Origin of the sequence: Bacillus halotolerans (assembly GCF_001517105.1) — a bacterium.
Lineage (GTDB): Bacteria > Bacillota > Bacilli > Bacillales > Bacillaceae > Bacillus > Bacillus halotolerans.
On record NZ_LPVF01000012.1, the window covers coordinates 92,987 to 118,079 of the forward strand.

The window sequence follows — 25,093 nt, forward strand, 5'->3', positions numbered from 1 at the left end:
CTTTTAATCAAATGTGATCACTGCCTTCCGCACCTGATCGGGATGCTCCTTGATAAATTGAAACGCGTGATGGACATCATCAACTGAAAACGTATGGGTGACGAGCCCGTTATGCGCTAACCGGCCTTCATTCAGCAGCTTTACAACCTTCGGAAACTGATTTGTCTGGAGTCTTGAGCCGGTAATCGTGACTTCTTTTTTTGTAATGGGGAGCTGAGGAATTTGTGACGCTCTCTCATCAAATCCAAGCACCACCACACGCCCTGCCGGAGAAACAACATCAACGGAAAGCTCAAAAGTCGCAGGGAGACAGACAGCATCAATGGCTACATTGGCTCCTTCATTGCCCGTCCATTCCCGAACCCGCTCAGCCGCATGTTCTGTTTGAACATTCACAACAGCGTCGGCACCGTTTTCTGCAGCAAATGCCAGCCGCTCATGATTTAAGTCGGTTATCATGACGGAAGCACCCGCAAGCTTTGCCATTTTTAACACACAGATGCCGATAGGCCCCGCTCCCTGAATCAGAACGCGATCACCCTTTTCCACCTGTCCCCGCCAAACGGCCTGGGCACCTATTGTATAAGGCTCGGCCATAACTGCCTCCTCCCAAGGCAGCTCTTTTGAAACCGCGTGAAGCTGCTTTTCAGGAAGCACAACATATTCCCGCATCCCGCCGTCTTCATGAACGCCAAACACAGAAAGCTTCGCACAAACATTCGGCCGGCCTTTACGGCAGGCATAACAGTTTCCGCAATAAGAAATCGGTTCAATCACAACATGGTCTCCGGCTTTCAGGCCTTTAACATTCGCACCAACCTCCTCCACTTCTCCCGTTACCTCGTGTCCGATTACTCTCGGAAGGGTCGCAAGCGGATTCGTGCCATGATAAATATGCATGTCAGAACCGCAAATTCCGACTCGTTTTACTTTGACGAGCACTTCATCAGCCTTTGAAAGAACAGGCTTTTCCATGTCTGCTGTCACCAAATCATACGCTTTTCGCACTTGAACCGCTTTCATTTCCTCACCTGCTTTTTAAAAATTCATACACGCTCCGAGCAATTGAAATTCCGTGTTTCCTGTTTCTTTCCTCGTGCAGCTGCTCCAATTCGCCAGGCACATACACTCGCTCGACTCCTCTAGCCGGAGGTGATTGCTGCAGTTCATCAAGCATGGCGTCCATCTGCTCTAAAAACATATCTTGTCCGGTAAAATAGGACGGATGGATCGCGCAAACATAATGTCCAAGCTTCCTATTTTGATCAAGATCGCCGTACATTTTAACGATATGCGGCCCAAAAGCCGCCCCAGCCAGCAAACCTGAAAACACATCCACCACAACAGATAGCCCGTAGCCTTTAGGACCCCCGAACGTCGAAAGTGAGACGACCTTGTGAGGGTCTGTTACCGTCTCACCGTTTTCATCGACTCCCCATCCTTCTGGTATTTCTGTGCCCTCTTCACGCGCCTGCAGTATCTTTCCAAATGCCACTTTTGACGTTGCCATATCTAGGATAAACGGTTTTTTATGCTTTGCCGGCACACCGTAAGCAATTGGATTCGTGCCTAAAAAAGGAGACCTCCCGCCAAACGGGACTACAATACTGTCAGTATGAGACATAGCGATTCCGATCAGTTTTTCCTCAGCCGCTTTTTGCACAAAATAACTTAACGCTCCGCAATGGCTGCTGTTTGTCGCGGCGACCATGCCAACACCATTTTTCTTTGCCATTTCAATGGCGTGATCCATCGCCTTATCGGCAATCACATGGCCGAACCCGTCATCACCGTCCAGCACTCCTGTCACCGGCCCCGTTTCTTTAAAAATGGGACACGCTTTTGGATTGATGCCTCCAGCCCTCAGCCTGTTCACATAATGTTCTGTTCGCAAAACACCATGAGAATTCACATTGCGTAAATCGGCGTGTATGAGCACGTCTGCTACTTTTTCGGCATCTCGTTCATTCAAATTGGCGCCGATCAGCTTTTGCTGAACCAGTTCCTTCGCTTCTTCAGCGGAAATCGTTACCGTATTCAATTCAATAAAGAGCCTCCTTTCTTTCAGTTTCATCACTTAGTGAAAACCCTTACAAATTATTATTACTTGCGAACTGTTCAAAATATTCTTTATATGATTGTTTGATCAGTTTCTATGCTGAAGCTCTTCGACAATCTGTGCATGCTGCTGATCTGTCAGTTTATAAAGAAAACCGATAATGACCATAGCTAATGCCAAAGCAATAGCGGGATACAGAAGAAGAAGCGCTTTAATGCCGAGCAGCGCCTGTGCCGTCTGGGCTACGTTCGGCATATATCCGACAAGCCCCAATCCGATCCCCGAGAGAAATCCAGACAATGACTGAGCAAGCTTCCGCGAGAAGTTAAAGAGGGAATATGTCGTTGCTTCTTTCCGCTCACCGGATTTCCACTCGCCGTAGTCAATGATATCTGAGACAAGCGCCCACGTAATGCCATTGGGAATACTGATCCCAATAAACGCGATGCTTGCAAGGATGGTAAACACATATACATTTGAAGGAAGCATAAAGTTGATCAGGTCCGCGGCAACGCTGATGCCGAAACCGAACATTGCGGTTTGTTTCTTTCCAAACATCTTAACGAGCTTTGGCAGAAACACGACGCCCAAAAAGGAAGATCCAATAATGATAAAGTTCATATAAGCCATCAGTTCGACATTGCCTAGGTTATATTGTGCGAAGTATACGAGCATTGCGGATTTAATGTTGTATGCGGAAATCGAAAAAATGGTCATCAGGACAAGGGTTAACAGCGGTTTGTTCGTTATAAACGTTTTGACGACAGATGAAAATGTTAATTTCTCTTTTGGCGCTTCCGCAATAACAATACGTTCCTTGCAGTTGCGATAGCAAATATAAAACCAAAGCACACCGAGAACAGCAAACAATCCCATGACCACCGGATAGCCTACCTTCGGGTTATCAAACTTGACGAGCAGCGGCATGACGGCCACGCTCGTGATAAACAAAGCCCCGAGTGAGCCGATTTGGCGAAAAGTAGAGATAGAAGTCCGATCTTCGGTATTTTGAGTCATCGACGCTCCTAATGAGCCGTACGGAATGTTTACAAATGAATAGCCCACGCCCCACAGCATATAGGATGCATACGCATAAATCAGCTTGCCTGTCGTTGATACATTCGGGGACAGAAAAATAAGAACAGTAAGCACCGCAAGAACAATGCTGCCGATTAATAAATAAGGCCTGAATTTCCCCCGCCTGCCGATGTTTTTGCGATAATCAATTGATGAGCCGACAATGGGGTCTGTTACCGCCGCAAAGAGCTTGCTGACTAAAAAAATACTTCCCGCCATCGCAGCCGGGATTCCCGCCACATCAGTAAAATACTTTAATAAATAGATTTGGCCTAAATCAAACATAAAACCGTTCCCAAAATCACCAAAGCCATAGGACATTTTCTCTTTCAGTGAAAGCCTCTTCTCCGTTTCAATCGACACAACCTTATTTTCCAGTTCTGCTCGCATCTTCCACCTCTGTGTCTTAAGAATTTTCGATGAGATGTCCGCTCAGTATGACGTATCTGAGCCGGAACTTATTTTATACGTTTGCCTTTTCTTCTTGAAATCGAAAATATTGTTTCGCATTGTGATAGCAAATGCCTTGTACGATGCCGCCAAGAAGCTCCATATCTTTCGGCACTTCGCCGTTTTCAGCCCATTCGCCGATCAGATTGCAAACAATCCGTCTGAAGTATTCATGGCGTGTATACGACAAAAAGCTTCTGGAATCAGTCAGCATGCCGATAAAACGGCTGAAAAGCCCGACATTTGATAACGCTTTCATTTGATTGAGCATCCCATCCTTGGAATCGTTAAACCACCATGCTGTGCCAAATTGTATTTTCCCAGGCGTGATGCCGTCTTGAAAGCTATTTATCATGCTGGCAATGATATAGTTATCATTTGGGTTGAGCGAATATAAAATCGTTTTCGGCAGCTGGTTTTTCATTTCGACTGAATTCAGCAGTCTGTACAAAGGCTTCGCAATTTCTTCGTCATTCATAGAATCATAGCCTGTATCCGGCCCCAATTTCTTCATCATTTTCGTATTCGTATTTCTGAGTGCATTGATATGAAACTGCATCGCCCAGTCAAGCTCAGCATACAATCCGCAAAGAAATTGAAGCGTATATGTCTTGAATTTCTTCTCGTCTTCGTAAGAAACCTGTTCTCCGTTTAATCTTGCGGTAAAAATGAGGCCCGCTTCCTCTTTGTCCGTTTCGGCAAACACCATTGAATCAATCGCATGATCAGATACTCTGCCGCCGACTGAATGGAAGAAACGCACTCGTTCTTCAAGAGCTTTCAAAAACTCATCATAGGTTGTAATCGAAAGTGACGCAGCCTTTTCAAGCGCCTGCACCCAATCCGGGAAGCCTTCGCGATTGATTTCCAGCCCTTTATCCGGCCGAAATCCCGGCAGCACACTGACAGGAAAATCTTTGTCCTCTTTTAATAATAGGTGGTACTCAAGGGAATCGACAGGGTCATCGGTTGTGCATACTACTCTTACATTTGATTTCACAATGAAATCCCTTGCCCCGAAGCCTTCTCCTTGCAGCAGTTCATTCGTCCGTTTCCAAATATTTGGCGCCGATTGCTCATTTAATATCTCGTAAATCCCAAAAAATCGCTGCAGCTCTAAATGGGTCCAATTGTAGAGCGGATTGCCAATCGCCATCGGCACTGTTCTCGCCCATGCCATGAACTTCTCCTCATCAGCTGCATCGCCTGTAATGTATGTTTCTTCAATTCCATTGGCTCTCATGATGCGCCATTTGTAATGGTCTCCATACAGCCAGGCTTCTGTCATGTTTTGAAATCTCTTATTTTCATAGATTTCTTTCGGACTCAAATGGCAGTGATAATCAATAATCGGCATGTCTTTCGCATAATTGTGATAGAGGTTGACAGCGGTTTCATTTTTCAGCAAAAAGTTTTCTCCCATAAAGGGTTCCATGTCCTCACCGTCTTTCATTCTATTTCAAAATGTTAACGTTAACATTTTGATTTGTTTTTATTTTACCTTTATATTCCTCTGGGATCAATCTCTTTTTAAAATTTAAATGTTAACGTTAGCAAATAAGCGCAAAAAAGACATTGCCGTAAAGCTGTCTGAAAAGACCTCTTTTTGGCAATGTCCGATTTTACAAGAAAGGATTAGTAAGCCAGGCTGAATAGTCCTTTAATGTGTGTTAAGTAGCGTACGTTACTTGCTTCTTTCATCAAGGAAGCAGGAAGACCTTTAAGCGGTGTAGAATTAGCACCAATGATGGCTACCGCATCTTTGCGTCCAAGACTTGCAAGTGTACCAGAGTTTACTGGCTGGAATGTTTCAAGTGTTTTTCCTTCTAAGTAAGCGAATAGGTTGTAACCGATCAGCTCACCCATTTGCCATGCGATTTGTGCAGTTGGCGGGTATGGACGGCCGTCTGCCGCAAAGTAAACAGCGCTGTCACCGGCAACAAATACATCTTCATGAGATGTAGATTGAAGGAAATCGTTAACTGTCGCACGGCCGCGGTTCACTTCAAGACCTGATTCGCCGACTAAAGGATTTCCTTGTACGCCGCCAGTCCAAACAAATGTGTTGGCAACAACTTTTGATCCGTCTTTCAGATCAATCACGTTTCCTTCTACATTTGTAACAGGAAGGCCTGTTAAGAACTCAACGCCGCGTTTTTCAAGGCTTTTAGTCGCGCGTTCGATAAGATCATCCGGAAGAACAGGAAGGATTTTCGGACCTGCTTCAACCAATTTTAATTTGATTTCTTTGTGGTCTACGCCGTATTTTTTCGCAAGATTCGGCATGATGTCAGCAAGCTCACCGACAAGCTCAACGCCTGTTAAGCCGCCACCGCCGATAAGGATTGTTGCATCCGCTTCGTTTTTCGTTTTAGAGTACTCGCGCACACGGTCTTCAACGTGGTTGAAAACTTTGTTAGCATCAGCAGCAGATTTAAGAACCATGCTGTTTTCTTCAAGTCCTGGGATGCCGAAGTAAGCAGTGACAGAACCAAGGCCTACTACTAGCGCATCGTAAGTTAATGCAGAACCGTCAGCAAGCGCAATCTCTTTTTTATCAACAGAGAAAGAGCTGACTTCCGCGATTTTAAGATCAATGTCTTTGCCTTTGAAAAGTTTTTCTAACGGCATTGCAACCGCTTTTTCAGACACGTTGCCTGCTGCAAGACGGTGTAATTCCGTAATGATTTGGTGAGTTGGGTATTTGTTTACCACTGTCACGCGTGCTTGTTCTTTTGTGTAATGTTTGCGAACTGTTAAAGCAGAAAGAACACCGCCATAACCAGCGCCTAAAATGACAATATGTTTTGACATCGTATATCCTCCGTCCTTTATATCAATTTGAATCTGAGATTATTTTTGTTTTTCGTTCATGATTTCAAGGTAGCTGTTAGCAAAACGGAACAGCTTTTGAGCTTGAGGATCTTTCAGCATGCGCAACAGGCCGAAAAGTCCAATCGTTTCGTTGCTAGCATCCGCGCGGTCTTTCGCTTCGATTGCAGTCGCAGCCACTTCTTTTGCTGTTTCTTTTACAGGTTCGAGAATTTCAGTGATTGCACCGACTGTATCGCTTTTCAATACTTCGTCAGTCGCAACAGACTGAGCGAAATCATAAGACTTCGTTAAAATATTCACTAACTCAGTCAGCTTTGGAAGCTGGTCAACTAAAACAGTCAGTGATTCTTGAACTTCTGGCTTTAACAGCTGATCAATAAGATCTTGCTGGCTTTGGCTGACAGACGCATTTGTTTGATCGATTGTTTCTGGCATATCCAATTCTCCTTTACTATAAGCAGTATGCTGATTTTTTGGAAAGGGTAGTGCCTCTCCCTGATCTCATGTTTGAAAGCATGAGAAGAAGGATTGTGAATTCGTGCACAATCATTCGCAAAAATAAATGTTTACTACCCAGTTTTTCATCTTGCCATATTCAGTATTATTTTTATCTCAAAAATAAACCATTGAATAAGTCAAAATCCTTTACTCTCTCTGAAAATAGCAAACATAAAAAACTCCAATTTGATTACCTTCTATATGATAACACTTTTTGAACAAAATTTGAACGTGAATTGCTTCGATTATGAAATTAATTTATATGGTGCCCGTGTCATAACATTTCTTCAGCACTAGTTATTGACAATCCATCAATTTTCTCCCCTACGCGTTACCCATATGTCCAATAGAGGTTCTCTTTTTCCTGTAACTGGATCCAATGCCGGAAGTACTGCTTGCTCTATATTCTCTAGCGCAGCCGCTCTTTCATCCGGCTTTCCCGTCTTCATATCATACCGAGAACCATCTGGATAAGCGCCAATCACGGTAAAATCGGGACTCGCGCTTAGCTTTTTATGGCCGACACCGGCTGGAATGACCGCTGCGTCGCCCGTTTTGATAGGAACAGCAGCTCCTTTTTCTCCCCCAAATTGAATAACAGCCTCCCCTCGGACTGCGATTAGGACTTCATGCGTGTTGCTGTGATAATGATGGTACGGAAAAACACTGCCCGACCAGCTGTTTAGCCAGCCATGCCGGTTGACGATCCGCTCTGCCTGTTCAGCACGTCCCATAAAAACTTTTTTATAGATAACGAGCGGAAAATCAGGGTGATTTGGAATCCTGCCGTCATCCTGAAAAAAGTACGTTTCTGTTTCCATCATTTTCACCTCCCTATTTCTGTCTTCCACTTATATTGATCCGTAAAACATCATTATTTTCTCACAATTCCGTTGATCTGTATCATCCCGGGTAGTATAGTATAAAAAAATAATGCCAGAATGAGGGATTTGATGAAAGCGATTGTAATCGGAATATTGGCTTCTCTCTTTTTCGCCGTTACCTTTATTTTAAACAGGGCGATGGAATTATCCGGAGGCAGCTGGCTTTGGAGCGCCTCGTTACGCTTTATTTTTATGGTTCCGTTTTTATGTCTGATTGTCATAATGAAAGGGAAGTTCGTTCCTCTTTTACAAGAGATGCGGAAAAAGCCGTTTTTTTGGATAAAGTGGAGCTTCGTCGGCTTTGTTCTTTTTTATGCGCCGATCACGTTTGCCGCCGCATTCGGGCCGGGCTGGCTCGTAGCCGGAACATGGCAAATTACCATTGTAGCCGGTGTGCTGCTGTCTCCATTTTTCTATGAGAAAAAAAACACGCCTGGAGGCACTTTACTCGTTCGGCAAAAGATTCCCCTTGTTTCGCTGGGCACTTCCGTCGTCATTCTGATTGGGGCAGCGCTGATTCAGCTCCAGCATGCAGAATCGCTTTCCGGAAAAATACTGCTCTTCAGCGTGCTGCCGGTTGTCATTGCTGCTTTCGCCTATCCGCTGGGAAACCGGAGAATGCTTGAGCAATACGGAGGCAGGCTTGATACGTTCCAGCGTGTGCTGGGAATGACCCTTGCAAGCCTTCCATTCTGGCTTGTATTGGCAGCTTACGGCTGGTGGTCAGATGGCCTTCCGACCGCGGGGCAAACCGTTCAATCCTTTATCGTTGCCGTCAGCTCAGGCATCATTGCGACCGTTTTATTTTTCTGGGCAACGGATATGGTAAGAGATCATCCGCAAAAGCTTGCTGCTGTTGAAGCAACACAATCCGGGGAAGTGATATTCGCTTTGCTTGGTGAAATAATCCTGCTGTCAGGTGTTTTCCCTTCCATTTTATCGTTTGCAGGCTTAATGATCATTATTGCCGGAATGGTGTTACATACCTTCGCTTCCCAACAAAAACCCAAAGAGAAAACTCAGTCAAATCTGACTGCTTAGCAGCTTCTGGAGAATGGGCGAAAGCCCGTTCTCCTTTCTTTTTAACTCCTTCCAAAAGAGACCTGTTTCACGTTATATTTATGTATAGTCTAAGCCCACTTAACTGAAAGGTGATATTTTAATGGAAGCAAACAATCAAAAAGTCGATATACCAGCAATCTCATTCACATCTGTGCGAAAAAGCTATGAACAAGAGGGACAAACCTATGATGTATTAAAGGATGTCACCGGAGACATTAAACAGGGAGCAATCGCGGCCGTTTTGGGCCCTTCCGGTTCAGGAAAAAGCACACTGCTGTCAATGTGTAATTTGATGAAAACACCGGATCACGGTGAAGTGAAGATTTACGGAAAGGAAGTCAGAGACTGGAATGTGAATGAACTGAGGCGGACGGCCTCCCTTGCTTTTCAATCCGCCCCCGTCCTTGACGGAACGGTGCGTGACAATCTGAATCTGGTACAAAAGCTCCACCAAACCCAGCTTTATTCTCCTGAAGAGCTCGCTTCACTGACAGGCCTGTCTCCAGAGCTGTTAGACAGAAGCGCCAAGGATTTATCAGGCGGACAGCGGCAAAGGCTTTCACTTGCCAGAACACTCGCAAACCCTTCCTCCATCCTATTATTGGACGAAATTACATCTGCGCTGGACCCTGTTTCTGCTCTGGAGATTGAAGAACTGATCAAAAGGCATCATCAAGAGAAAGAACTGACGGTGATGTGGGTGACCCATAACATGGAACAGGCGAAACGCGTAGCCGATACCATTTGGTTTATGGCTGATGGCCGGCTGTTGGAAATCGCGGAGACAGAAACATTTTTCTCGCGTCCTCAGCATGAAGCAGTCCGTGAATTTTTGAAGGGGGGCACACGGTAATGGATTACCTTTCTCTCTCATTCACCATGATCTTTGTGCTGATCGCCTTGTTTTTATCAAAATCCTTTAAAGCCGGCGTTGAAAAAGATATGATCATTGCCACCATTCGGGCCGCGTTACAGCTGCTTGTGATCGGTTATGTGCTATCGCTGATATTTCATGGGGATCACCCTGTGTTTATCCTGCTGATGGTGCTGTTAATGCTGGCGGTGGCGGCGCAAAACGTCGTCAAACGAAAGAAAATGAAAATCGGTTCTTTTTGGAGGGTGTTTGTGGCGTTAGCGATTGTAGAAATCATCACCCAAGGCATTCTTCTGGCGCTTCACATCATCCCGCTTACCGCACGGTATGTCATCCCGATCAGCGGAATGGTCATCGGAAATTCAATGGTGCTCGCGAGCCTGTTTTTAAACCGGCTCAGCTCCGAGGTCGGGGTGCGCAAGGAAGAAATTCAATTGATTTTGTCGCTTGGCGGCACACCAAAACAATCCATACAGCATATCCTGACTTCCGCCATGAAAATGAGTATGATCCCAACGCTAGAAAGCCAGAAGACATTGGGGCTCGTCCAGCTTCCCGGCATGATGACCGGCCAGATCTTAGCGGGCGCCGATCCGATTCAGGCGGTTCGCTTTCAGCTTTTGATTGTTTTTACAACGATGGCGTCCGCCGCGCTGACTTGTGTCATACTCAGCGTGCTGACATACCCGTCATTATTTACCGCGCATCAGCAGCTGAAGCAAAATGGTTAACATGATGACAGCGATTTCGAGGATTTGCAGATTACAAAAAAAAGCCGCTTCTCAACAGAAAAGCGGCTTTTGTGCTGGTTATTCCCCAGCCATTTCTTCATAATACCGTGAAAGTTCAATAATCATCGCGCCCATCCGCTCAATCTCCGGAGCAAGCAGCCTTGTGATGCCTTCTTCCCGCAGCGCTTCAGCAGTCACTTTTCCGACAGCCGCTGCGATGGCACGCTCTTCGAATACAGCCTTCACTTCATTGATAAAGCCGCGCTCCTTGGCAAAATGAAACAGAGAACGAACCTGAATGGCCGTGGTAAAACAAACGGCATCCAATTCACCATTCAGCAGTTCCCGGCATAACTGTTCCACCGTTTCCTCCTCTGGCGGGATATGCTGATAAGGGAGAATCGGCAAAACTGAAGCTCCTTTTTCCTCCAAAAATGCTATGAGGGCAGGTGCATTTTCTCCGTGAAGCTGCACCATTACTTTTTTTCCTGAAAAGTCGTAAGGCTCCAAGGACCGAATCAATCCGCTGGTTGTCCCATCTTCATCAGAAGCCTCTGCAGTGATTCCAAGCTTTTTTAACGCAGACAATGTTTTGTACCCTCGGCACGCCGCTTTAGCCTGGCGAATCGCCAGCAGAAACTCGTCCTTTACGCCGATTTTCTCTGCCATCTTCACAAGCGTCTCCGTACCGATGCCTGTCGTAAAGATCACCCAGTCGGCTTTTTCTTCCGCAAATTTGCGCAGCTCCGGCTCCACCTGCTCCTCTGCCAAGTACACCGTTCCTTGGAGAGGCCGAACGACAGGAATTCCGCCCTGTTTTTCAATGATTGTGCTGATTTCTTCCGTTTTCCGAGAACCGCCGATCGCGACGCGTTTTCCATGTAAACCTTTACCCATATCCGTTCCTCTCCTCTTTGCCAGCTTAGGCTTTATATGTATATAACCTTTAATAAAGCTATTGTGTCGCAAACCAAGGGAGAAATCAAGATGAACCAAATGCCTCTCATTACCGTTGAATACACCGGTTGCATGCTGTAATATAAACAACAGACACGCTTTAACGGAGGATCGATCATGGAAACAAAAGAAGAATACGAAACAAAAGGCTATGACACATCGGTTATTTATGAATTCAACGAATATCCTGACGTTCATAGCGGACGCTGTGATAATTGTGACTATACGCTTTTTAAAAGCTCCGTAAAAGGCGGAAAGTTTTTGAGAGAATGCCGGAGATGCGGGATGAAAAAGAATATTTAATAGAAGATGTTCGCGGGGCGGGGGTTAGCCTCTGCACCCTAGAACAAGCTGGAGAAAGCGGGATTCATTATTTTATTTTCGCTGCAGTCTCCAGCCCTTTGTATATCATTCCCACCGTCTCTTCCGGCGTCATCTCTGACGAATCCAGCCACAGGCCTAGACGCGGTGTTTCTGACTGCAAGACGGCATCGAGAGATTCAATGCTGATATCCCCATATCCTTTTTTCTTGCGTGCTGATTCCCTTGCGGCTATTATGTCTACTCGGGGTGCCAATACGATCACATACAATGGACGATAACTGATCAACTTCACCATTTCTTCTAACATAGGTCCGATGATCACATCCTGCACCACCGTATGAAACCCCGCTTCAGCATACATATCCGATACGTTAGCCGCCAGCCGGTAGCGAAGACGCAACTGTTCCAGCGCCTCAGCTGAAAGAGTGCCTGACATTTGCATTTCGCCGTTTACGATCATTTTTCTAAATACATCTCCCCTGACATGAACGCTCTTGTCGAAACGCTCAGAAAGAAGCTGGGCAACTGTGGACTTCCCCGCTGCCATCACCCCTGTAATCAGATAGACGGCGTTTTCTTTACTCATTGCATCCCATCCTTTTTAAAAGAAGAAAAACCGAAATCTCAGCAGATTTCGGGTGCAAATGTGTTATTGCGGAACGACAGACTTTTTTATGAAGGCTTCAATTTCCGCGGCTGCCTTCTCCGCTCCGCCTGCTTCTTTTACGTCTTTCTGCATATCTTTTACGCGGTTGAGCATTTCTTTATCTCGGGATACGTCCTGAACCGCCTTCTGCAAACGGGAGACGCTGACCTCTTCTTTCGGCAAATAGACGCCGAGGCCTAATTCATCAACACGCCGGGCAGTGAGCTCCTGCTCATACATTTGCGGAATCACAACAAGCGGTACCCCCGCATTCATTGCCTCCATCGTACTGTTCATTCCCCCGTGAGAAACAAACAGATCGGCTTTCGCTAAGATATCCAACTGCGGAACGCGCTGGCGAACCGTAAAGTTGTCAGGAATGTCACCTAGACTGTCAGGTTCAATTGATATCCCTGTTGACATCACAACATGCCAGTCGGAATTCCGAAATGCATCTATGCACATGCGATAAAATTCCGGCCATGCGTTAAAAGCGGTTCCCAATGAAATCAGCATGAGCGGACGATTGCCTGTTTCTGGCAGCAGGCTCTCTTGTTCACCTCGTTTTCCAAGTGAAGGACCGACAAAGCAGAATCGCTCATCAAAGGTTTCGTTTTTAATCTGAAAAGACCGCGGCATAAAGACAATATTTAACGCTTCCGGTATAGCTAAGTGTTCAAATGAGACAGCCGGTAAGTTTTCTTTCTCAAGGTAAACCTGAAAATCGGCCTCCGCTTGTTTGAGTTGCTTGAGCATCTCTTCACTTCCAAGCTGAAAGGATTCATTTTGCGCATAGGAAGAACAAAGCCTGATGGCCGGCACATTCAGCTTATCAGCAAACAATTTTCCCGCAAATGCGATAAAATCATAAACGATAAGATCAGGCTGGTCATTTTGATATAAATCTTCAAGCTGAGGCAAGATTTCGAACGATTCTTTTAAAATGCTAATCGGTGTTTCATTTTTCTCTATCATTTCCCTAATGCGTTCCGGTTCCACGTTAATCGTAGTTTGATATAAAAGCGGGCTTGCCCCGGCTTGCTTTACCGCAGGCGCGAATTCCTCAGTCGTCGCATAAGTGACACGATACCCTTTTTCACAAAGCTTCTCCACTAACGCAAGAGTTGGATTCACATGTCCGTATGCCGGGATATTAATAATTGAGATATGATGCTGTCTCATCATTTCAGCCTCCAATTTTCATATTATATGTTGACGCGAAAACTCTTTAGTCCGTATATCACGCTATTTTCAATCGGGGTAATACTGACTGGCTCCATATGAGAAAACGTTTGAGTCAATGCCGTTAACGCGATGGCTGCTTCAAGCCGTGCAAGGGGAGCCCCAAGACAAAAATGAATGCCGTGGCCAAACGCAATATGCGGATTGGGGTGGCGGTGAATATCAAACTTGTGCGCCCTGTCAAACTTCGCTTCATCACGATTTGCTGACGCCACAAACGCCAACACCATGTCGCCTTCTTTTATCTGATGGCCACCAATCTCTGTATCCCGTTTGGCAATTCGCCGCAAAACAGGTGCAGGCGCCCTGAAACGCAGAGCTTCTTCCACCGCCTGAGGCACCAGCTCTGGATTCCGCTGCAATTCGTCATAAGCGCCCGGCGTGTCTAAAATGCTGTACATCGCGTTTGAAATTAAGTTCGTTGTCGTTTCGTTTCCCGCCACCAGCAGCAATGTACAAAACGGAATCAGCTCTTCTCCGGAAAGCTTCTCGCCGGTTTCTTCTGCTTTAATTAAAATGGAGATGATGTCCTGTTCCGGTTTCTTCCGTTTTTCTTCTATGATGCCGGCAAAAAACGCGGCTAGCTCTTCCTCGCACTTGTTCCGCTCTTTCAGAAAGGCTTTCTCCGCTTCCTCACTTCCATCTCTTGGTGTGCTCACCAAAATATCAGACCATGTCTTAAACGCATCCATATGCTCTGAAGGAACGCCTAAAAGCTCAGATATCACAATGACAGGAAGCGGATATGAGAAATCCTGAACCAAATCAAACTCGCTTCGTCCATGAAAACGATGTATCAGATCATCTGCGATGTCTTGAATTCTTGGTTCCCACTGCTTCATGACACGCGGTGTAAACGCTCTATTGACAACAGAACGGATTTGCGTGTGTCTTGGCGGGTCCATATTAATGATCGAATTCCCGATAGAACTTGTCTGCTCCGGCATATAACTGGAGAAAAGCTCTTTATCCCCAATCACTTTTTTGACATCATCATAAAGAAAAACACTCCATACTTGATTGTCTTCATCATAGGTAACAGGAGCTTCCTTTCTCATCGATTCGTACCACGGAAACGGATGATAAGCATCCTGTTTATTTTTTCCGTTCATCAGTGCACGCTGCAAAGCTTGTCGCCGATTTACCACATTCATGCTTTTCCCCTCCCCATGAAAGAAAAGATTCAGCAATTGACGAACTTCACCACCTCCTGCTATCGAAAAAGAGAGGGACATCCATTTTGTCGTCTGAAACAGCAGGCAGGTCTTCAAGATGCCGGTGCAGGCATCATATAATCCCCCTCGAATGTTGTTCATCTTACCATAATCTTTCAATTTTTTCTATTACGCACACCCGATTTGGTTCACAACGTGACCTTAGGCATGCTCATCGATTTTAGAAACGCAATCAATAGCTTATAAAAATCTCACACGTCGCCCTCATCCGCAACGTAAGCACTACTCTAAAAGATGACTTTTCCATTATGTAAAGTAAGCTGAAGATATGATTAAATAGAAAGTAAAATGGTGAAGGAGAGAACAAATGACAGCACAGATCAACCGTAAAAAATTAGTTGTCGGCATCGTACTTTCACTTGCATTTGTATTGTTTGTGTTCTCTTTTTCTGAGAGACATTCAAAACCGCTCGTTGAGGGAAAAAAACAGGAAAACTGGCATACTGTCGTCGACAAAGCCTCTGTCGACATATATGGAAGCCGTTTAGTTGAAGAAAACAAACTAAAACAAAAGCTCGGCCATAAACAAGCCGATTCGGTACTAACCCTTTTGAAGCTAGCCAGCGAAAAACATATTGCCCTGTAAAAACAAAAAAGAGCCCCCGGCTCTTTTTTGTTTAATCCAATACAGTTTTTTTATCCGTATGACGCTGAAAATCAAAAAGCATGCTGAGCTGTGACTGTGTGTTTCGTTTTGGAGAAAGCGGAGGGAGCCTGTCTTCCGGAAAAAAAGCAGCATGGTTCGTCTCAATCCCGGTTTTCTGCTGCCCGCCCGTTATGCTGCATTCAATGAAGATCTTATAGTAATGATAAGGCTGAGGGGGGTGAGGATGCTTATGGCTGTCCAGCACGGCCAGTAATCGGGAAGGCACTGTATCGTACCCCGACTCTTCTTTGATTTCCTTGATCACATTTTCAGCGGGTGATAAACCAATTTCACAAAACCCGCCTGGGAGTGACCACAGCTCGTCATGCTTCTCCCGGACAAGCAATATGCGATTCTCTCGAAATACCGCTCCGCGAACATCCGCCTTCGGTGTCGGATAGCCTTTCTCGCCTTTCCATAAATCAGTGATGACTTCAATGTCCTTCTCCGAGTAATCGGCCATCATCTCTGCGCTGAGCTTCATCAGCTCTTCGTACCTTTCCCTGTCATACACATCCTTGGAAAAAGCAAGCCCCGCCTGTGCGATCGCCTGAATTCGCTGTGCCCGTTCCAGCCATTTGGTTTGCATAATTGATCACCTCACTACTATTTTATACTATCAATCTCTTTTAAATTAAAAAAGCATGCTCCGATTTTCCGGTGACATGCTCAAAAGATACCTTAATTCAGTTTTACGAAATATGTAATATCCTCTGTTTCAAAATTTAAAAACGATGGACTATATGACAAATTAAGGTTTTTTTCTCCTTTTGGAATCACGAAACTGACTGTGCCTGTTACCTTTTTACCCGAGGCTAACTTTCCTGATTTAAGGCTTGTTTTCAGGTCAGCAGTAGATACTATGTTTGCTCTGATTGATTGATCTTTGCCATCTTTCAATTCAAAACCGCCACTCGTATAATTGAAAGACTTGTCGCTTGTATTTTCGATCGTTACCTCAGCTATTAAAAATTCTTCATTATTATTTATTGTTTTTTCTTTCTCTCCAATTTTTGTCTTATACTCGCCTTGTTCTGCCGTCGTATATACTTTATTGACCGAGAAATTTGTGCTGGAAGCTTTAAAAGTTTCGCCTACTTTATGCACCTTTTCATCCGTTTTGGTTTCTTTTTCCTCTGTTTTCTTTTCCGTTGCTGTTACTTCTTTCTTTTCTGTCTTTTGCTCAGCTGACGCATCACTGGACTGGCTGCACGCAGAAAGCGCAGATCCAATCGTTAGCACAAACAAAATGAATAATGCTTTTTTCATTGCTGTTCCTCCATCTAAAGTAATCGTTTTCTATTATAATCACGCTTTTCCTTTTCTTAACAGGGAACAAAGTAACAAATTACTCTATCATATTCATTCATAGTATAGGTCAGCCAATGACATAGATATTTATCCTTTACTGGAAAAAATACTGGACAGGCCGATGATGGCTTATCCTCTTCCAAAACAAAAGCTTCTTTGTCTTGTTTCTATTTTAGATATTTTCTCCTAGTTCCCAAGACTCATCTCACAAAAAACCCGAGCTGGCATTAGCCGGCTCGGGCGGGTGTTAATCTCGCTTATCCATTCCCCTTTTCTCTCGGGGTTCCTGATGATGTTTTTGATGTTCCGGAGGCTGAGTTGTGCGTTCCAGCTCCTTTGTATCTTGTCCCATTCCTTTTAAAAAGGAGAACAGCAGCGTAACCGCTTTGTTGATTTCCGGGTCTTTAAGCGAACGGATGATATCAAAATAACCTGTTTTCTCTTCACTGTTCTTCTGTTCTACCGCGTTCGCCACACCGGCATTCACTTTCAAAATGAGCGGCTCCAGCTGTTTGACATCCAGCATGCCGAGTGTTCCAAACAGGAGAAGCAGGTTTTTAAGCATATTGGCCGTTTCCTCTGTATCTGCCTTTTTCACTAAGATGTCAAGGACTTTATCACCTTGGCCAAAAAGGCCGCGGAGCAAAGGCAGTACGCCCCGATCGTTCATGTGCCCAAGCATATGCAGCGTCTCCAGAATGGCTTCTTTGTTGTCGACTAAGGCATCTTCGATTTCTTCCAAATCACGTTTGCGCTGATCTTCTTCGGTCACCTGTACTTTCTGAATGCGTTTAATCGCTTTAGCCATTGTGCCCAATCCCCCTTTTCACAGCATCGCCAGGGAAGATGTAATCCTTCCGCGCCCATTTTTTATGAACCTGCACACCGATTTGCGGCTGCGGATTTCCGTTGCGGTGATTGATTTTAGGCAGCGGATTGATTCCATCCTGCTTCAAGATTTCCATCTTCGCTGATGTTTCTTTGTACGCAGGCGTGTCAGTATCCTTGTCTGCGTGGCTGCCTGTTAACAGGTTGATCGCCGCTTCCCCAGAATCGTTCATTGGCAGATACACTTCCTTCCCTTTGACACGATCAGTGATCAGGCATTTCACCTTCACATTTCCAAAAGGCGACGTGAGTCTGACAAGGGTCCCGTCTTGGATCCCCCGTTCTGCCGCAAGCTCTGGAGAAATTTCTAAGAATACATGCGGCGTTTTTTCAGAAATACCTTTTGATTTATACGTCAGGTTTCCTTCATGGAAGTGCTCCAAGAGTCTGCCGTTATTTACATGGATGTCATATTCCTCACCGAACTCCTCAGGCTCAGTCCATTGAACCGGATAAAGAATCGCTTTGCCGTCCGGAAAAGGAAAGCGTTCTGTAAAGAGTAAAGGTGAATCCTTCCCATCAGCACTTACAGGCCATTGCAGGGAGTTGTAGCCCTCAAGACGTTCATAAGTTACTCCTGCATAAATTGGTGACAGCATTGCAGCTTCTTCCATAATGTCGGAAGGATGCTCATAATTCCAATTAGCCCCAAGCTTATTCGCTACCTCCATAATAATCTGCCAGTCCGGCTTTGATTCACCCATAGGTTCAAATACCTGGTATAAACGCTGAATACGGCGTTCAGTGTTTGTAAAGGTTCCTTCTTTTTCAAGGCTCGGGCTCGCAGGAAGAACAACATCTGCAAATTCTGCCGTCCGAGATAGGAAAATGTCCTGCACAACAAAGAAATCAAGTTTTTCATATGCAGCGTGTACATGATTGATATTAGAATCGACAAGGCCCATTTCTTCCCCTTTTACATACATCGCTTTCAGCTGGCCAGAATGGATTTTTTCAATCATTTCATGGTTGGTCATGCCCGGCTCCTTCGGCAGCTGTACACCCCAGGCTTGTTCGTATTTCTTGCGGACTTGTTCATCCTTCACTTTTTCATAGCCCGGCAGGCTGTCTGGCATGCTTCCGAAGTCACTTGCTCCCTGCACGTTGTTATGGCCGCGTAATGGATAAGAACCCGCACCCGGTTTTCCGTAGTTTCCTGTGACAAGCAGCAAATTTGAAATCGCAGTGCTTGTATCGCTGCCTCCAATGTGCTGTGTCACGCCCATGGCCCACAACGCGCACACACTGTCAGCCTCATGAATCATTTCAGCCATCTGAATCAGGGTTTGTTTATCAATTCCGGTTTTCTCCTCTGCATATTCAAGTGTGTACGGCGCCAGGCTTTTCACGTATTTATACCGGCCGTTGACCCTTTCCTGCAAAAAGCGTTCATCGGCCTTGCCGTTTTCAATCAGATATTTGGCGATGGCATTCAGCCAGACGATATCTGATCCGGCACGCGGCTGAACAAATAGATCAGAACGCTCAGCCATTTCGTGTTTTCTGATATCAGCCACGATGACCTTCTGCCCTCTCAGCTTGTGAGCCCGTTTAATGCGGGTAGACAAGACCGGATGCGACTCTGATGTGTTCGAACCGATAATTAAAACAAGATCTGCCTGGGCGATATCTGTAATCGATCCTGAGTCACCGCCGTATCCGACTGTTCGGAACAGGCCGGCAGTAGCCGGAGACTGGCAATAGCGCGAGCAGTTATCCACATTATTTGTGCCGATAACCCCTCTGGCCAGCTTTTGCATCAGGTAGGATTCTTCATTCGTACATTTAGACGACGTGATAAAAGCAAGTGAGTCAGGGCCACATTCTTCTTTCAATTCAGTGAACTTGCTTGCGATCAGTGTTAAGGCTTCCTCCCACTCTGCTTCCCGGAAATGGTCGCCTTCGCGGATGAGCGGTTTTGTCAGACGCTCCTCGCTGTTTACAAAATCCCAGCCGAACTTGCCTTTTACACAAGTGGAAATGCCATTGGCAGGCGCCTCCTCCTGAGGCTCCACTTTCAGAATATCTCTGCCCTTAGTCCAAACATCAAAACTGCAGCCGACACCGCAATAGGTGCAGACGGTTTTTGTTTTTTTGATTCGTTCATCACGCATGGCAGATTCCATGTCAGAAATGGCGAGAATCGAGCCGTATCCTGTCTCTACGCCTTTCGTGATCTCGATCATCGGGCGCAGTGATTCGTTATTGATGCCTGTTAAATATCCGGCTTCCCCTTCCATTCCTTTTTCCATCATCGCGTTGCACGGACATACGGTTGAGCAATGGCCGCACGACACACATGACGACTCGTTAATCGGCACGTCATTATCCCAAATGACGCGCGGGCGTTCCCGCTCCCAGTCAATCGTCAGTGTTTCTGTCACCTGTACGTCTTGGCATGCTTCGACACAGCGGCCGCACAAAATACATTGATCAGGATCATACCGGTAAAACGGATGGGATTCATCCTTATGATAAGGCTTTTGATCAAACGGGATGCTTTGGTGATTGATTTTCATTTCCTTCACCGTATTATGTATTTCGCATCCTCCATTGTTGTAATCGCAAACTGTACAGTAAAGCTCATGATTATATAAGATTTTATCCATCCCGATGACCTGTGCCTTTTTCACGTCAGACGCAAGCGTATCAATGACATCGCCATCCTTTATTTCAGCTGAGCACGATCTCTTCAGCTCACCATTGATGCTGACGATACACGTATCACATGTTTCTATCGGCCCAAGGCTCGGATGATAGCATACTTGCGGCACTTCGATTGAACTGTTATTCAAAAGCTGCAGCACCGTCTGGTCTCCGGCTGTCTCCATCTCAACGCCGTTGATTGTTACTTTTTTTGTGTCCGCCATCTCCATTCCCCTTTCTTGCGTTTATATACCGAATTACCCATTTCAGTTCCCTTACACGTGCTGATTAAAACATACAGAGCGCATACAAATGTTTTAATGCACAAACACCGGGAAACGTCATGATAGACATAAAGGGAGGGATAACCATGAAGAAAACCATTTCCGCATTAACAGCAGCGGCAGCACTGTCAGGCACTGTTTTTGGCTTTGGGACGGCAATTCCGGCAAAAGCTGCCGCTCAGACAAATCCTCCTGCTGAAGAAACAACCTCATCATCCGCTGAGCTTGTAAAAAATCTTTATAACACCGCTTTTACAGGTGAAATGCCGCAGCAGGTAGAAGGTCTTACGATTAACAAAAGCACAAAAGGGGATGTCCATGCCAAGATGGGAGAACCTGAAAGACCGGCTGGAGAAAACAATATGTTTGATCTATACAGCTGGAATATGGGAAATCCCGGCTACGGCTTTTCCTATAACAAGGACATGACCATTTCAGAAATCCGTTACTTTGGAACCGGAGTAGAACGCCGTCTGAATCTAGGAGGGGTTACACCGGATGTGCTGAGCGATCAAATTGGCCCCGCCGACCGAATTTTAACCGTCCCATTCACGGATGAAATCGACTATATCTATGATACAGGCCGTTATGAGCTCCATTTCGTCATTGGAAAAGATCAGACAGCCGACCATGTCAATCTAAGAGCAAGATAAAAGTACCTGCGGCTGTTCAGCCGCTTTTTTTATGGACAAAGTGAGGATGGATTCCTTACAATACATGGGAGGGAAAATGCTGGAAGAGGTATCAATCATTCATGAGAAGGAACCGGTTCATATATGCGGCCTTTACAATCCTCATCATTGGGTTGGGACTGGGGTCAAGAGCATTCTCCAGTTTTCTCCCGGATATCGTCAATGCCTATCTCGGAGATGCACTGTGGGCCGCAATGATTTTTACGGGCTGCGGCTTTCTGTTTCATACGATGAAAACCATCACAACAGGCATTATCAGCCTTTCATTTTGCGTTATTATCGAATGCAGCCAGCTGTACCATGCTGAGTGGATCGACCGGATCAGGGACACTTCGCTCGGCGGCCTCGTGCTGGGGTACGGATTTTTATGGAGCGATATCATAGCTTATACGATGGGAATTGTCACCTGCACACTCATAGAGCTGATCCATCAAAACATTAAAAAGCGCCGCTGACGTGACGCTTTTTCTTATGTCGAGAACAGCCCGCACTGAGACAGAATCGTCTCTGTATCCAAGAGTGTGGCCTCCTTTATATCGACACGGTGTTTATTCATAAAAGACTGAACAGCGTGATATCCAACCGCATATCCGGCAAAAGCAGATAATCCCGCCGGCTCGAAGCCTTGCGCTTTCGCTATTTGATCTCCAAACATGTAACGGCTCACCTCCGAAAAGCCTTTTTCGTCAATCACCTCTTTTATAACTTCAATGGAATATTGCAAATCGTCCCGATCAAAGCGAGTAACCCAAGGGCCTAATTGTTCTTCGCCAAAGAGCTCCCGCGCAAATGACTCAGCCAGCCCTTCAATGACAAGATAATCCCCGACTGACACAGAACCTCGGTGAAAATCAAAATACGAAAACCGCAGATTATGGTGAAATTCACGGGCAATAATCGATGAAATCCTAAGAAGGTTATAGCTGTTCGGATACATCCAAACGTGAATAAAGCCTGGAATTCCCCCAAACCCGCAATACCCTTTTTGCAGCTTCAGCTTGCTTGGATCAGCAATGTAAAGCCCGAACCTCATTTCTTCCGCATTTACTCGCAGCTTTTCACGCTCGGCAAAATGTATACACTGCTGCAGCGCAGATTCAGCAGTCTCCGCAATATGCAACTGCTGCAGTTTTCTTAATGCTTTCTGTCCGGTTTCAGCATCACACACATCCAAATAACCAAGCATCTTTACAGCCATGATTACATCATATCCATTCGGTGTCTTCGCTTTTAGGGGAACCTGTATGGCGCTCCACATTTTTTCAAACGGTCCCATCATCGTATACCGAAATTCGTCCGCTCTTTCGTGTTCTTCCATCGAAAACAGCTTTTCATATTGCTGAAAGGTCTGTTCTATTACGATATTCATCCTAATCCCTCCTTACAAAAAATATACGGTATGCCGCAGCGTAAGGGTCAACATAAAAAATTAAGCCTTTCTGCCCTATAAAATCAAAGCCGCCCGCCGATAGGTAAGGCATAGGAGGTGTAGCAATGGATATTCCTGCATTATCAGTTGCCATGCATCAAGCAAATCTGGCCCAAAATGTTGATATCGCTTTAACGAAAAAGATGCTGGACACTGCCCAGCAAAATGCTGATCAAACCCTTAAGCTGATTCAGCATCCGACGCTCGGACAAAAAATTGACCTGAAAGCTTAGCTTCACACCCCAGGCGGCCAAGTACTCCCTCCCGGCCGCCTTTATTTTTCAAAAAAAAAGCATGCATGTTTTGGCCTTTCCTCCGTATGATTTATTGTTTGTCATTTTAAGGAGGTCAGGAAGAAATGAAAAGAATGGTTAAAAAGGTGTCTTTGGTGTTATTCGCATTCGTATTTATTTTTGCCATCAAGGGAGCACCCGCTCATGCGGAAACGCATGCCTACGATGGAAAAAGCCCTTATTACAATGATTGTGCGTCCAGCGCCGCCACAAAAAAATCTTCTAACTTAGTGAACGCTAACAATCAAGTCATCGGAGTCGTCGAGCTCAAGTTCAGCAGTACATGCAAAACGGCATGGGCAAAAATAACGATGAACAACACCTTGACAACAGGCTATGAAGCAAATGCGGAAATAACCCGGAACACAGATAAAAAGAGATATAACTGTGACTCTGCAGGCGGCAATGGCAAAGCGGTGGCAGGCCAAAAATCTTGTTATACGCCTATGGTCTATGACTTAGACCCGAGAACCTCCTACGCTTTCGGTAAATATTCAGGCCCCAACCTGAATGTATGGGCAACCACAGGCTCTTATTAAAAAGAAAAAAGGCTGTCCAACGGGCATTTCCCGCGACAGCCTTTCCACATTTATTTAGCTTCCCTTTGTTTTTTTACCTCTTCCAGCTGAGTGACCGTCACCAATTGATAGCCTTGATCGGTCAGTCTTTTGATAATCTCATCGGCCGCATCAGCAGAAGTGCCGTAAATATCATGAATTAAAATCGTCTTTCCGTCAGCCGCGTGGCTCATGACTCGGTTGACAATTGTATTTTTATTTCGGTCTTTCCAATCTTCCGGATCAATGTCCCATAACGCGACATCCATTTTCAGCTTGCTGCGCAGTTCATCATTAATGCCGCCATATGGAGGACGCACAAGCGTCGGACGATACCCGCTTATTTTTTCAATCATGTCCTGCGTGTCATTGATCTGCTTTACAGCCTCTTTCACTGAAAGCCTTGTGAGAAGCGGGTGGCTCCATGAGTGGTTCCCCACTTCATTTCCTTCTTTCAGCATTCTTTTTAACGTTTCCGGATAATATTGAACCCTGCTGCCCAGCACAAAAAACGTTGCATGCCCTTCATATTTCTTCAAGGAGTCCAGAATCTGATTTGTTGTCGCAGGATTCGGACCGTCGTCGAAAGTAAGCGCAATGACTTTTTTATTCGGATCAACTGTTTCTTCTTTGGGTAATGAAATGACTTCGTGCTTCGGTTTTTGTTCTTTGATTTTATTTTTGTTTTTCGCTTTATCAATATATTGTTCTTTCAATATATCTTTTAAAAGATGTTTCTTAATCGCAATCGACTGCTCTCCAAGATAGCCCGCAGCGACTTGATATGTATCAAAATAAAACTCGATATAATCTTCCTTGACGGCAAAACGGCTGAAATTTTCTTTTGCCGGTGCAGTTCCTTCTTTTAACAATTCGTCGTCCGCTGCAATGTCCTTATTCTTTTTAAGCTCATGATAAGCGATCAGCGAAAGCTTTTGTAAATAATCAGAGTCCTTTTTGAAAATATCATCAATAGAAAGAAAGGCTTCCTTGCTAAAATCAAAGTTAAATGTTTTTTTTACGGTTTGTCCATGCGCGCCGCCTATGTATTTATATTCATTAAAGACCACTGCCGCTGTCTGCTTGGCATAATGAACAATTTCATAATCGATGTTGAGTTCATTGCGCTTTTTTGTATGCTCTTGGTCAGCATCTTTCGTTTCCTTCTGAAATTGGCGAACCTCTTTCTCTGCGAAACTCTTTAATGCCGCATCCATTTTTTTATTTTTAAAAACAGGGTAGTTGACCGCGTAATTGAAGGTTTTCCCGTCATTCACAAGTGTTGCGATCTCCACATCTCCATACTGAGAATCGGTTTTTACCTGATTCATGACCGTTTCTTTTTTTGATGTATTATGGCAAAAGCCTATAAGCCCTGCCGCACAAACAACTGCTAATAATACTTGAAACCATTTGATTCTTCTCGCCAACAACACAAACTCCTTCTTTCGTAATCACTTCGATTTATATCCC

At 45.1% G+C, this 25,093-nt stretch carries 26 protein-coding genes; 9 read left to right on the plus strand and 17 right to left on the minus strand.

The annotated features are described in order from the left end of the window. Positions 1-3 precede the first annotated feature (3 nt). From AU387_RS15635 to AU387_RS15665, 7 genes are all read right to left on the minus strand, one after another. Positions 4-1,023 carry a zinc-binding alcohol dehydrogenase family protein gene (locus AU387_RS15635; RefSeq protein WP_059336126.1) on the minus strand — a complete coding sequence of 340 codons (1,020 nt, stop codon included), beginning with the start codon at positions 1,021-1,023 and terminating at the stop codon, positions 4-6. Positions 1,024-1,027: 4 nt separating this feature from the next. Next, on the minus strand, positions 1,028-2,041 hold the full coding sequence (gene allD / locus AU387_RS15640) for an ureidoglycolate dehydrogenase (protein WP_059336127.1): 1,014 nt from the start codon (positions 2,039-2,041) through the stop codon (positions 1,028-1,030). A gap of 105 nt (positions 2,042-2,146) precedes the next feature. After that, positions 2,147-3,526: an MFS transporter gene (locus AU387_RS15645; protein WP_059336128.1), complete on the minus strand. Its 1,380-nt coding sequence runs from the start codon at positions 3,524-3,526 to the stop codon at positions 2,147-2,149. A gap of 73 nt (positions 3,527-3,599) precedes the next feature. Next, positions 3,600-5,021, minus strand: a complete 1,422-nt coding sequence (uxaC, locus tag AU387_RS15650; RefSeq protein WP_059336129.1) for a glucuronate isomerase — start codon at positions 5,019-5,021, stop codon at positions 3,600-3,602. Between the two features lie 200 nt (positions 5,022-5,221). Then, positions 5,222-6,400, minus strand: coding sequence for an NAD(P)/FAD-dependent oxidoreductase (locus AU387_RS15655; RefSeq protein WP_059336130.1), 1,179 nt, complete (start codon positions 6,398-6,400; stop codon positions 5,222-5,224). Positions 6,401-6,439: 39 nt separating this feature from the next. Further along, positions 6,440-6,856 carry a helical membrane plugin domain-containing protein gene (locus AU387_RS15660; RefSeq protein WP_010333866.1) on the minus strand — a complete coding sequence of 139 codons (417 nt, stop codon included), beginning with the start codon at positions 6,854-6,856 and terminating at the stop codon, positions 6,440-6,442. A 374-nt stretch (positions 6,857-7,230) separates the two neighbouring features. Further along, positions 7,231-7,743, minus strand: a complete 513-nt coding sequence (locus AU387_RS15665; protein ID WP_411764231.1) for a cupin domain-containing protein — start codon at positions 7,741-7,743, stop codon at positions 7,231-7,233. A gap of 129 nt (positions 7,744-7,872) precedes the next feature. Between AU387_RS15665 and AU387_RS15670 the strand changes: the two genes are divergently transcribed. The 3 genes from AU387_RS15670 (at position 7,873) to AU387_RS15680 (ending at position 10,470) form a co-directional block, all read left to right on the plus strand. Further along, positions 7,873-8,844: a DMT family transporter gene (locus AU387_RS15670; protein WP_059336132.1), complete on the plus strand. Its 972-nt coding sequence runs from the start codon at positions 7,873-7,875 to the stop codon at positions 8,842-8,844. 121 nt (positions 8,845-8,965) lie between these two features. After that, complete coding sequence (locus AU387_RS15675) at positions 8,966-9,718, plus strand: ABC transporter ATP-binding protein (RefSeq protein ID WP_059336133.1); 753 nt, start codon at positions 8,966-8,968, stop codon at positions 9,716-9,718. Continuing rightward, a complete protein-coding gene (locus AU387_RS15680) occupies positions 9,718-10,470 on the plus strand; it encodes an ABC transporter permease (RefSeq protein WP_059292977.1) in 753 nt (250 codons plus the stop codon). Before AU387_RS15675 ends, AU387_RS15680 begins: the two co-directional genes overlap by 1 nt. Positions 10,471-10,548: 78 nt before the next feature. On the opposite strand, the gene AU387_RS15685 is transcribed toward AU387_RS15680, so the two are convergent. Beyond that, positions 10,549-11,367 carry a uroporphyrinogen-III synthase gene (locus AU387_RS15685; RefSeq protein ID WP_059336134.1) on the minus strand — a complete coding sequence of 273 codons (819 nt, stop codon included), beginning with the start codon at positions 11,365-11,367 and terminating at the stop codon, positions 10,549-10,551. 177 nt (positions 11,368-11,544) lie between these two features. Here AU387_RS15685 and AU387_RS15690 point away from each other — a divergent pair, with 177 nt between their 5' ends. Continuing rightward, entirely contained in the window at positions 11,545-11,730 is a 186-nt protein-coding gene (locus tag AU387_RS15690; protein WP_010333860.1) for a DUF8096 family protein, read from the plus strand. Between the two features lie 67 nt (positions 11,731-11,797). Here AU387_RS15690 and AU387_RS15695 read toward each other — a convergent pair whose 3' ends face one another. From AU387_RS15695 to yjiB, 3 genes are all read right to left on the minus strand, one after another. Next, positions 11,798-12,337, minus strand: coding sequence for an AAA family ATPase (locus AU387_RS15695; protein WP_059336135.1), 540 nt, complete (start codon positions 12,335-12,337; stop codon positions 11,798-11,800). A gap of 63 nt (positions 12,338-12,400) precedes the next feature. Continuing rightward, positions 12,401-13,579, minus strand: a complete 1,179-nt coding sequence (locus AU387_RS15700) for a macrolide family glycosyltransferase (protein WP_059292980.1) — start codon at positions 13,577-13,579, stop codon at positions 12,401-12,403. Positions 13,580-13,602: 23 nt separating this feature from the next. Beyond that, entirely contained in the window at positions 13,603-14,793 is a 1,191-nt protein-coding gene (gene yjiB / locus AU387_RS15705; protein WP_044156299.1) for a monooxygenase YjiB, read from the minus strand. A 388-nt stretch (positions 14,794-15,181) separates the two neighbouring features. Here yjiB and AU387_RS15710 point away from each other — a divergent pair, with 388 nt between their 5' ends. After that, the gene (locus AU387_RS15710) at positions 15,182-15,460 is read left to right on the plus strand and encodes a hypothetical protein (RefSeq protein ID WP_059336136.1); all 279 of its coding nucleotides are present in this window, start codon (positions 15,182-15,184) and stop codon (positions 15,458-15,460) included. A 31-nt stretch (positions 15,461-15,491) separates the two neighbouring features. Here AU387_RS15710 and AU387_RS15715 read toward each other — a convergent pair whose 3' ends face one another. From AU387_RS15715 to fdhF, 4 genes are all read right to left on the minus strand, one after another. After that, on the minus strand, positions 15,492-16,109 hold the full coding sequence (locus tag AU387_RS15715) for an NUDIX hydrolase (protein WP_059336137.1): 618 nt from the start codon (positions 16,107-16,109) through the stop codon (positions 15,492-15,494). A 92-nt stretch (positions 16,110-16,201) separates the two neighbouring features. Then, positions 16,202-16,789: a DUF4352 domain-containing protein gene (locus AU387_RS15720; protein ID WP_059336138.1), complete on the minus strand. Its 588-nt coding sequence runs from the start codon at positions 16,787-16,789 to the stop codon at positions 16,202-16,204. 289 nt (positions 16,790-17,078) lie between these two features. Then, positions 17,079-17,639, minus strand: a complete 561-nt coding sequence (locus tag AU387_RS15725) for a helical membrane plugin domain-containing protein (protein ID WP_044156302.1) — start codon at positions 17,637-17,639, stop codon at positions 17,079-17,081. Then, on the minus strand, positions 17,632-20,589 hold the full coding sequence (fdhF, locus tag AU387_RS15730) for a formate dehydrogenase subunit alpha (RefSeq protein ID WP_059336139.1): 2,958 nt from the start codon (positions 20,587-20,589) through the stop codon (positions 17,632-17,634). Before fdhF ends, AU387_RS15725 begins: the two co-directional genes overlap by 8 nt. A 146-nt stretch (positions 20,590-20,735) precedes the next feature. Between fdhF and AU387_RS15735 the strand changes: the two genes are divergently transcribed. Then, positions 20,736-21,302, plus strand: a complete 567-nt coding sequence (locus AU387_RS15735) for a YjgB family protein (RefSeq protein WP_059336140.1) — start codon at positions 20,736-20,738, stop codon at positions 21,300-21,302. A 101-nt stretch (positions 21,303-21,403) separates the two neighbouring features. Beyond that, entirely contained in the window at positions 21,404-21,796 is a 393-nt protein-coding gene (locus AU387_RS15740) for a ribosomal maturation YjgA family protein (protein WP_059336141.1), read from the plus strand. Positions 21,797-21,810: 14 nt separating this feature from the next. Here the strand turns inward: AU387_RS15740 and AU387_RS15745 are convergent, their stop codons facing one another. Then, the gene (locus AU387_RS15745) at positions 21,811-22,710 is read right to left on the minus strand and encodes a DUF2268 domain-containing putative Zn-dependent protease (protein ID WP_059336142.1); all 900 of its coding nucleotides are present in this window, start codon (positions 22,708-22,710) and stop codon (positions 21,811-21,813) included. 125 nt (positions 22,711-22,835) lie between these two features. Between AU387_RS15745 and AU387_RS20780 the strand changes: the two genes are divergently transcribed. Both AU387_RS20780 and AU387_RS15750 read left to right on the plus strand, forming a co-directional pair. After that, on the plus strand, positions 22,836-23,003 hold the full coding sequence (locus AU387_RS20780; RefSeq protein ID WP_010333849.1) for a YjfB family protein: 168 nt from the start codon (positions 22,836-22,838) through the stop codon (positions 23,001-23,003). A gap of 125 nt (positions 23,004-23,128) precedes the next feature. Further along, on the plus strand, positions 23,129-23,602 hold the full coding sequence (locus AU387_RS15750) for a YjfA family protein (RefSeq protein WP_059336143.1): 474 nt from the start codon (positions 23,129-23,131) through the stop codon (positions 23,600-23,602). 50 nt (positions 23,603-23,652) lie between these two features. On the opposite strand, the gene AU387_RS15755 is transcribed toward AU387_RS15750, so the two are convergent. After that, positions 23,653-25,053 (minus strand): polysaccharide deacetylase family protein, encoded by a 1,401-nt coding sequence (locus AU387_RS15755; RefSeq protein WP_044156312.1) that lies wholly within the window; start codon positions 25,051-25,053, stop codon positions 23,653-23,655. Between the last annotated feature and the right edge of the window lie 40 nt (positions 25,054-25,093).